Origin of the sequence: Pseudomonas sp. NPDC087639, assembly GCF_044743385.1 — a bacterium.
Lineage (GTDB): Bacteria > Pseudomonadota > Gammaproteobacteria > Pseudomonadales > Pseudomonadaceae > Aquipseudomonas.
Window position 1 is genome coordinate 46,769 of the sequence record NZ_JBIUWI010000037.1, and the last position, 8,523, is coordinate 55,291.

An 8,523-nucleotide genomic window follows, 5' to 3' on the forward strand; every position below is an offset into this window, starting at 1 on the left:
GCGTGCGCAGGCATTCATTGCCGCAGCAACGCCCCTTCAGAACACCGTGAGTCTGAGGAAATTTCCCGATGCTGACCTTGAATATCAATGGCAAGGATCAGGAGCTCGATGTCCCCGCGGACATGCCGTTGCTCTGGGTCCTGCGCGATGTCGCGCACCTGACCGGTACCAAATTCGGCTGCGGCATGGCCCAGTGCGGCGCCTGTACCGTGCATGTCGATGGTGCGCCGTTGCGCGCCTGTATCACCCCGGCCACCGCCGTCGCCCATGGGCAGAAAATTCTCACCATCGAAGGCTTGTCCACGGACGGTTCGCACCCGGTGCAGCAAGCCTGGGCCGAACTTGATGTGGTGCAGTGCGGTTACTGCCAGTCCGGGCAGATCATGTCCGCCGCTGCTTTATTGGCGAAGATTCCCAAACCCACCGACAGCGATATCGATCAGGCGCTCTCCGGCAATATCTGCCGCTGCGGCACCTACCCAAGAATTCGTGCCGCGGTCAAACGTGCGTCCGAGATCGGTTGAACCTGACGGGGAGGTAGACCATGAACAGTCCCGTATCGCGTCGGGGTTTTCTCAAGGGCAGCGCCATGTTGGGCGGCGGTCTGGTGGTGGCGTTTGTCGTGCCCGGTGCCCATCGTTTTGCTTTGGCGGCAGAGAATGAAGGCAAGGTCTTCGCGCCGAACGCTTTCCTGCGTATCGCCGCTGATAACAGCGTCACCGTGCTGCTTGGTCATTCGGAAATGGGGCAGGGCATCTGGACTGGCCTGACCATGCTGATCGCCGAAGAGCTGGATGCCGACTGGTCGAAAATCCGTGTCGAACATTCGCCGGCCTCGGCAGCGGATTACGGCATGCCCGGTTTTGGCGGCATGCAGATTACGGGCGGCTCGACGTCAACCTGGATGGAGTTCGACCGCTATCGGTTGGCGGGTGCTACGGCGCGGCAGATGCTGGTGGAAGCGGCGGCCAAGCGTTTTGAGGTGGCGCCTTCGACGATTCGCACTGAATCGGGCGTGGTGATCGCGGGTGATAAACGCGCGACTTATGGCGAATTGGCCGACGCCGCCGGGCAACTGCCAGTGCCGGACCCTAAATCCATCACGTTCAAAGAGGCCAAGGATTGGAAAGTCATTGGCAAACCCACCAAACGCCTCGACACCCCGGAGAAAATCACCGGTCGCGCCAAGTTCGGCATGGACGTGCAATTTGAAGGCTTGATGACCGCCATGGTCGCCCGCGCACCAGCGTTCGGGGCCACGGTCAAATCCTTCGAAGGCGCCGAAGCGCTGGCGGTACCGGGCGTGCATAAAGTGCTGCAAGTGCCGACAGGTGTGGCAGTGGTTGCTGACCATTACTGGGCGGCGAAGCTCGGTCGCGACGCGCTGAAGGTTGATTGGGATCTGGGGCCGCACGCGGATCTGAACAGTGAAAAACTGCTCGAGAGCTTTCGCAAACTGGCCGCGACACCGGGCACTTCGGCCAGTCAGGCCGGGGATGCCAAAGGTAATTTCAGCAAAGCGGCGAAGAAAATCGACGTCGAGTACAGCGTGCCTTATCTCGCCCATGCGCCGATGGAACCCTTGAATTGCACGGTAAAAATCAGCGCCGAGAAGTGTGAGATCTGGACGGGTACGCAGTTTCAGACGCTGGATCAGATGGTCGCCGGGAAAATCACCGGGCTGAAACCCGAGCAAGTGGAAATCCACACAGAATTCCTCGGCGGCGGTTTTGGCCGGCGGGCCAATCCAACCTCGGACTTTGTCGCCGAAGCGGTGGAGGTGGCGAAAGCGGCAGGCATGCCGGTGAAAACCGTGTGGTCGCGGGAGGACGACATTCGCGGCGGTTACTACCGTTCGATGTTTTTGCATCAGGCGCGTGTCGGCCTTGGCGCCGATGGGCTGCCGCTGGCCTGGCAGCATGTGCTGGTCGGCCAGTCGATCATGACCGGCACGTTGATGGAAGCGACCATGGTCAAAAATGGCATCGATCCGACCTCGGTCGAGGGCGTCGCCGACAGCCCTTACGTCAAAGACCTGGCCCATCATCAGGTCGAGCTGCACTCGCCGCAGACCGGCATCAATGTGTTGTGGATGCGTTCGGTGGGGCATACCCATACCGCGTTTGTCATGGAATCGCTGATCGATGAACTGGCCACAGCGGCGGGCAAGGACCCGCTGGAATATCGACGCACGCTTCTCAAGGCGCATCCGCGGCATCTCGGCGTGCTCAATCTGGCGGTGGAGAAGGCCAACTGGAAAGCGCCGTTGCCTGACGGCCATGCCTTGGGCGTGGCGGTACACGAGTCGTTCGGCAGTTATGTGGCGCAGGTGGCCGAGGTCTCGCAGGACAATCTGGCCATTCGTGTGCATCGGGTGGTGTGTGCGGTGGATTGTGGGATCGCGGTCAACCCGCAGAGCATCGCCGCGCAGATGGAGTCGTGCATCACCTTCGGCCTGGGCATGGCGCTGCACAATAAGCTCACGCTGAAGAACGGCGCGGTGGTGCAGTCCAACTATCACGATTATCAGGTGCTGCGGCTCAACGAGATGCCGGTGGTCGAGGTGCATATCGTACCCAGCAGCGAGAAACCCGGCGGCATCGGCGAGGCCGGTGTGCCGCCGACCGCTCCGGCGGTGGCCAACGCGCTGTTTGCCTTGACCGGGCAACGCCTGCGCGAGCTGCCGCTGCAACTGTCGGGGGTGTGAGATGAAACGACATCTGCTGTTGGGAACGGTGGTTTTGCTTGGGTTGGGCGGTTACGCCTCAGACTTGTTCGCCGAGGATCAGGAAGCCTTGAAGGCGTTCGGCACGATTCAGAAAGTGTTCAAGAGCCCGCGCTGCCAGAACTGCCACATCCCCGGGGACTCACCGCTGCAGTTCGATGCCGGCACGCCACACGCGATGAACGTGGTGCGCGGCATGGACGGCAAAGGCGCCGCCGGTTTGCCCTGCGCGACCTGTCATGCCGAAAGCAATCCGCCGGCCAGTTACGGCCCCCACGCACCACCGGGCGCGCCGCACTGGAGCCTGCCACCGGCCGCGCACAAAATGGCCTGGATCGGCCTGCCGCCGGACAAGTTGTGCGCAATGATCAAGGACCGTTCCAGCAACGGTGACCGCGATTTTTCCGCGCTGATCAAACACGTCAGCGAGGACAAACTGGTGCTCTGGGGTTGGAATCCCGGAACAGGGCGTGCGCCGGTGCCGGTACCGCACGACCTATTCGTGAACCAGTTCAAGCTCTGGGCTGATGCTGGCGGGCCATGTCCGGTGGCCGGGAGTTGACGGTGTGACCGGGCGGCGAATCAGGCTACTCTAAGGGCCACTGACCTCGATGGAGTGTGTGATGCTGGTTCCCGGAAAACCCGCCAATGAAGCCACGCGAATTCAAGTGCTGCATGGCCTCGACCTTCTCGATTCGGCTCCCGAAGAGCGTTTCGACCGACTCACGCGACTGGCCAAGCGTCTGTTCAATGTGCCGATCGCCTTGGTGACGCTGGTGGACAAGGATCGTCAGTGGTTCAAGTCCTGTGTCGGGCTGAATGTCACTGAAACCTCGCGGGACGTGTCTTTCTGCGGCCACGCCATTCTCAAGAATGACTTGTTGCTGGTGCCTGATGCCCGCCAGGACGAGCGCTTTCATGACAATCCGCTAGTGACCGGCGAGCCGCACATTCGCTTCTATGCCGGCTATCCACTGACCGTGCCTACTGGCAACAAAATGGGCACGCTGTGCCTGATCGACACCAAACCCCGCGAACTCGACGACGAAGAACGCGCGCTGCTGCGTGATCTGGCAGAGATGGCCGAGCAAGAGCTGACGGCCGTGCAAATGGCGAGCATGGACGAGCTGACGCTGCTCTCCAATCGTCGCGGTTTCAAGCAATTGGCCCAGCATGCACTGGACGCCTGCGCGCGGCTGAACCGGCCGGCCACTTTGCTGTTTTTCGACCTCAATGACTTCAAGCAGATCAACGATCTCTATGGCCATGCCGAGGGCGATGGTGCATTGAAGACCTTCGCTGATGTGCTGCGCATTGCCTTTCGCGAAAGTGATGTGGTCGGGCGTCTGGGTGGCGATGAGTTTGTGGCGTTGCTGACCGGCTCCAGTCATATCGAAACCACGGCGATCATGGCGCGGCTCAAGGAAATCCTCGAAGAGCGCAACGCTACGTTGCACCGTGGTTATGCCATTCGTTTCAGCGTCGGCCAGATCGAATATGACCCGCAGCGGCATGACACGGTGGATCGACTGCTGGCAGATGCAGATGGGGCGATGTATGCCCATAAACAGGCCTTGAAGCGCATCTGATCGGGGCTTGGTGGTTCAAGATCAAAAGGACGATGCCTGGATGGATTGAAAAAACACCATCCAGGCCTGATGAATACCTTCAGCTTCTTGGAGCTCGATCGCACGGTTGGCCCGTTCCAGGGCCGAGGCCTGTTGAACGGCGAACAGGCGTTCTACTGCTGTGCTGGCAATCGTCTGGATTCTTGATGACGTGAATGTTGCGGGGATCTGTTGATAGGCGCCAACTGCCAACTGTTCTTGCTCGATTTCGATTCTTTTGATCTGGCCACGACAGGTGCCTGGGCTTCTTGCCGTTGCGCCTTGCAGGTACGTCTCTGCGTCGAATGGCAGGCTTGTGCTGGTCGTTTTCGCGGATGCCGACACCAGCGTGGAATAGTTGATGTCCTGACGCAGATGAACGGCTCGCTCTCGAATGAATATCTCGTAAATTCGTGGCAGCTCACTTTGGCAGGAGACGATCATGGCAAACAATCCAGCCGCCGGATTCTGCTTATCTGCGGCAGCCTGGCCCGGGGGTTGTGCTGTTACCGGATGCAGGCCGAAGAATTCCAGTGGGCCGGTCTCCAGATCGAGTCGTTGCTGAAGCGGTAATTCACAGAACGATTCCTTGATCAGGGCCACGTAGGCGTCCTTCATTCGTTCCAGTCGGCTTTTGAGCTGCACCAGGAACGCGCCGGCAACCGACGTGAGCTGGTCAAACGACGGTGCCAGCAGCGATAGCTGTACTTGCGGGAGTGTCGAGCTCCAATTGCTCCATTCGGTGGTCAGCTTCTGCGCCATGTGCAACTCGACCAGCGAATACTTTTCGGTCGGCGCCGCGTCAGGCGCTGTCGGTGTGGCTGACACTTTCCTGCATTTTGGCAGCCATATCAGGCACCTTTCTTCCAGGTACAACGCGTCAGGAAACACCTTGCGCAGATCTTGCAGGGCAACGGTGTACGGTGTTGCGAAGGGTGCGCGAAAGGCCAGCTCGGTATGGGTGAACATCCTCTGTCCATGCAGGACAAACGCATTGTCGGCTGCATTGAGTGTGGCGGCATCATAGAGCGCATCCGTCTGGACCGAGTCGCGTTGAATCACGCCTCTGGCAATGGCCCAATCGGCTACCAGAGAGACGGGTGCTTTCTTCGAGCGGAACTCCTGCAGGTGGGGAATCATGGGCAGGGCGGACAGTGTCATGATTTCGTTGTAACTCATCAAACGGGTCATGCCGGGGGCGTGGTTTTCGATGAAGAGCACCACTTGTTTGAGCTTCAGCCATGAGTGCGCGGTCATGTAGGCGAGTGAAGCGGGGATGCCGCGGACCAGAAATTCCGGAGCGATACCTGAGAGCAGTAGATGTGTCGCCAGGGTTTTCTGCTTGATGCGATGCAGCGCGAATTGCCCATCGATAAAGCGTCGGACATCCTTGTACGACTCACCCCAAAAAAAGCTGTCATTGAGCGGCTGATCGATCACCTTGCCTGGCTGCTGGCCTGCCAGAGGATCGAGACTGAGGATCAAGGCAGTCAGTAACAGATACTCACGATTGGTGGCTATGTCTTCCTTTCTCTTCCATTTTTCAGGATCAAGCTTTTCCAGCAGACGATTGCCCAATTGATGCGCACGTGGCGAAATCAGTATCTGGCTGAGCAGCGAATCGGCTTTGGCTTGCAGCACTGTGGCGCTCAGATCAGGTACCACGCCTTCGCTCAGATAATCGATCAATGCAACGCAAGTGTGCGCCAGGAATGCTGCGCTGGCGTCGATGATCAACTTGCGTCGCTCGGCGGTGAGGCCCGGCGAGCCGCTACCGGGGGAGCCGAGCATGTACCAGTGATTCGTAAAGCCTGGGGGGAGCAACTGGTAGGGTTTCATCCACTGCGCGATGATCCCGGCGACTTGCGCGTTTGCAGGCAGCGGGATTTCGTAGAAACCCATCATTTGCTTGAGTGTCACCAGTCCGTTGGTACGCAAGGCGCCGCCGGCCTTGTCGGCCAACAGCCGAAGTTCATCGCGTTTGGTTTTGAGCGTGCTGTTTTGTTCTACCTGCGTCGTCAGGTCCTCCCAGTTCTTTTTCTTCCCTGGTGTGCCGACATGACCTGAACGGGTCAGAAGCAGCGGGCTGTCGGCGGGCAGTTGGTTAGCCTTCAAGAGCCGCTGAAATTCGCTGCTATCTCTGAAACTCAGCAATCGTTGTTTGCCCGTCACTGTCTTTTCGCCCAATGCGGATTCCGGGTCTGGCGCACTGAGGTAGTAGAGGTCGATTTCGGCACCTGCCTCCTTGTTCCAGGCCAGTACTTCAAGGAGCAAATGGATATTGCGAAAGTCCTCAACATTCGCAAAAGCACGCTTGTAACGTTGGATGAGCTTGCGCGTCTGGATGTGTTCACTGACGTAGGGCAGGGGCGGCCATTTGTGCTGTCGCAGTCGAGTGAGCAAGTCGCGGGCGGCGTCGAGGGTGGCGGGTATCTCAAACCCGTAACACTCAAGAAGTTGATCGAGGTTGAAAAACTCATCGCTGGCGATGACGCAACCCAGTTTTCCTGCTGCGCTTATCAGCTCAGCCAATGAGTCATCTGGCAGACCGTCATCGAACAGACTTTGTGGGTGTTCAATGATCGAACCATCGTTGCAAGTGAACGAAAATATCTGCTCCTTCAATGAGTAACGGCAGGTCACGAAGGGCGTGGCATCTGCGGCCAAGGTCAGAAACGCCTCATTGTGAACCAGTGCCATCATGGCCGTCGTCCCACGGTGCATGAGGGTGGTCAGCCAGGATCCGTGACGCAGACGTACGCGTGTAAGGTCCAACTGCAAGGGCTGGTTCTGTCTGAGGGTATTGATCGACTGCTCGAGCGCGGTAGCCAGAACCTGGTAGTCGGCCGTTTGCGCGTTGCGCTCGGCAACCACTGCCGACGTCGTGTGCGCATCGCTTGCGATCGGCGCGAATCCGCTGGCTTTTAGCTCATCGATGATCACCTGAGCCTGCATACGGTTTTCCGGCTCGGGATAACCGTAAAACGCCAGCACGAGCGCCCGGGGAATCAGGCAAAGCGGGTTGGCGGATTTGCCGCCGACGGAGGGTAGACCCAGTCCTGCGGGGTCGATTTTGCGGGCGATGGACAAGGGCGGAAACGCGACTTTCCACCACAGGGAGTCATCTTGCTGGGTGAACGTGCGCGTGGTGAGGACGCCGTCCTTGAGGGTCGAGGCGTGCAGCGTGTCACCTTTGAGGCTGAGGGTGTCCAGGTCGATGTCGAACGTGCTGGCCCAATCGAGAAAGCTCGAGCGATCAAGGCTGACCCAGTAGAGCTCCATCCATTCACGCAGCAGGCTGTTGCGAGGGATATCGAGGGTTCGCGCGAGTGCGACCTCCGGCGTTGCGGTCGGGAGCGCCGAGAGCTCTTCGATCACGATCTGAACCATCGCAGGTTCGTGCTTTTCGTCAGGTGCAAGGGCTGGCTGAGGGGGCATGGGTGTTCTCCAGTAAGCAGCAAAAAGACTTGCTGGAGTGGATTGTCGAGCGGCAAGGAAAGCGGCTGGCGGTACATATGTATGCGTTGAGTAATGAGTTTTTTGCGAGCAAAAAAAACCCGCCTGAATCGGCGGGTTTTTTATCGGCTAACCGAAGATCACTCTTCGATGTTGCCCATGGCGGTGGTGTTGAAGCCGCCGTCCACGTACATGATTTCACCGCTGATGCCCGACGCCAGGTCGGAGCACAGGAAGGCGCCGGCGTTGCCGACTTCGTCGATGGTGACGTTGCGGCGCAGTGGGGTTTGCGCTTCGTTGGCGGCCAGCATCTTGCGGAAGTTCTTGATGCCCGAGGCTGCCAGAGTACGGATCGGGCCAGCCGATACGCAGTTGACGCGGGTGCCGTCCGGGCCCAGGGAGCCGGCCAGGTAACGCACGCCGGCTTCCAGCGAAGCCTTGGCCATGCCCATGACGTTGTAGTTCGGCATGGTGCGCTCGGCGCCCAGGTACGACAGGGTCAGCAGGCTGCCGTTGCGGCCTTTCATCATTTCGCGGCCAGCTTTGGCCAGGGCCACGAAGCTGTAGGCGCTGATGTCGTGAGCGATGCGGAAACCGTCACGGGTGGTGGCTTCGGTGAAGTCGCCGTCCAGTTGGTCGCCCGGGGCGAAGCCGACGGAGTGGACGATGCAGTCCAGGCCGTCCCACTTCTTGCTCAACTCGTCGAAGACGTTGGCGATTTCGTCCTCGCTGGCC

The 8,523-nt window shown here is 59.4% G+C and carries 6 protein-coding genes; 4 read left to right on the top strand and 2 right to left on the bottom strand.

The features are described from left to right. Window positions 1-68 precede the first annotated feature (68 nt). From ACIOVB_RS16680 to ACIOVB_RS16695, 4 genes are all read left to right on the top strand, one after another. Window positions 69-524: a (2Fe-2S)-binding protein gene (locus ACIOVB_RS16680; protein WP_003224136.1), complete on the top strand. Its 456-nt coding sequence runs from the start codon at window positions 69-71 to the stop codon at window positions 522-524. Between the two features lie 20 nt (window positions 525-544). Continuing rightward, entirely contained in the window at window positions 545-2,707 is a 2,163-nt protein-coding gene (locus ACIOVB_RS16685; RefSeq protein WP_401269485.1) for a molybdopterin cofactor-binding domain-containing protein, read from the top strand. Window position 2,708: 1 nt separating this feature from the next. Further along, window positions 2,709-3,287 carry a hypothetical protein gene (locus ACIOVB_RS16690; RefSeq protein WP_401269488.1) on the top strand — a complete coding sequence of 193 codons (579 nt, stop codon included), beginning with the start codon at window positions 2,709-2,711 and terminating at the stop codon, window positions 3,285-3,287. Between the two features lie 61 nt (window positions 3,288-3,348). Then, complete coding sequence (locus tag ACIOVB_RS16695; protein WP_401269491.1) at window positions 3,349-4,314, top strand: diguanylate cyclase domain-containing protein; 966 nt, start codon at window positions 3,349-3,351, stop codon at window positions 4,312-4,314. 21 nt (window positions 4,315-4,335) lie between these two features. Here ACIOVB_RS16695 and ACIOVB_RS16700 read toward each other — a convergent pair whose 3' ends face one another. Then, window positions 4,336-7,770 carry a hypothetical protein gene (locus ACIOVB_RS16700; RefSeq protein WP_401269493.1) on the bottom strand — a complete coding sequence of 1,145 codons (3,435 nt, stop codon included), beginning with the start codon at window positions 7,768-7,770 and terminating at the stop codon, window positions 4,336-4,338. A gap of 158 nt (window positions 7,771-7,928) precedes the next feature. Further along, window positions 7,929-8,523 (bottom strand): enoyl-ACP reductase FabI (gene fabI, locus ACIOVB_RS16705; RefSeq protein ID WP_401269496.1); only part of this gene is annotated, 595 nt, incomplete at its 5' end.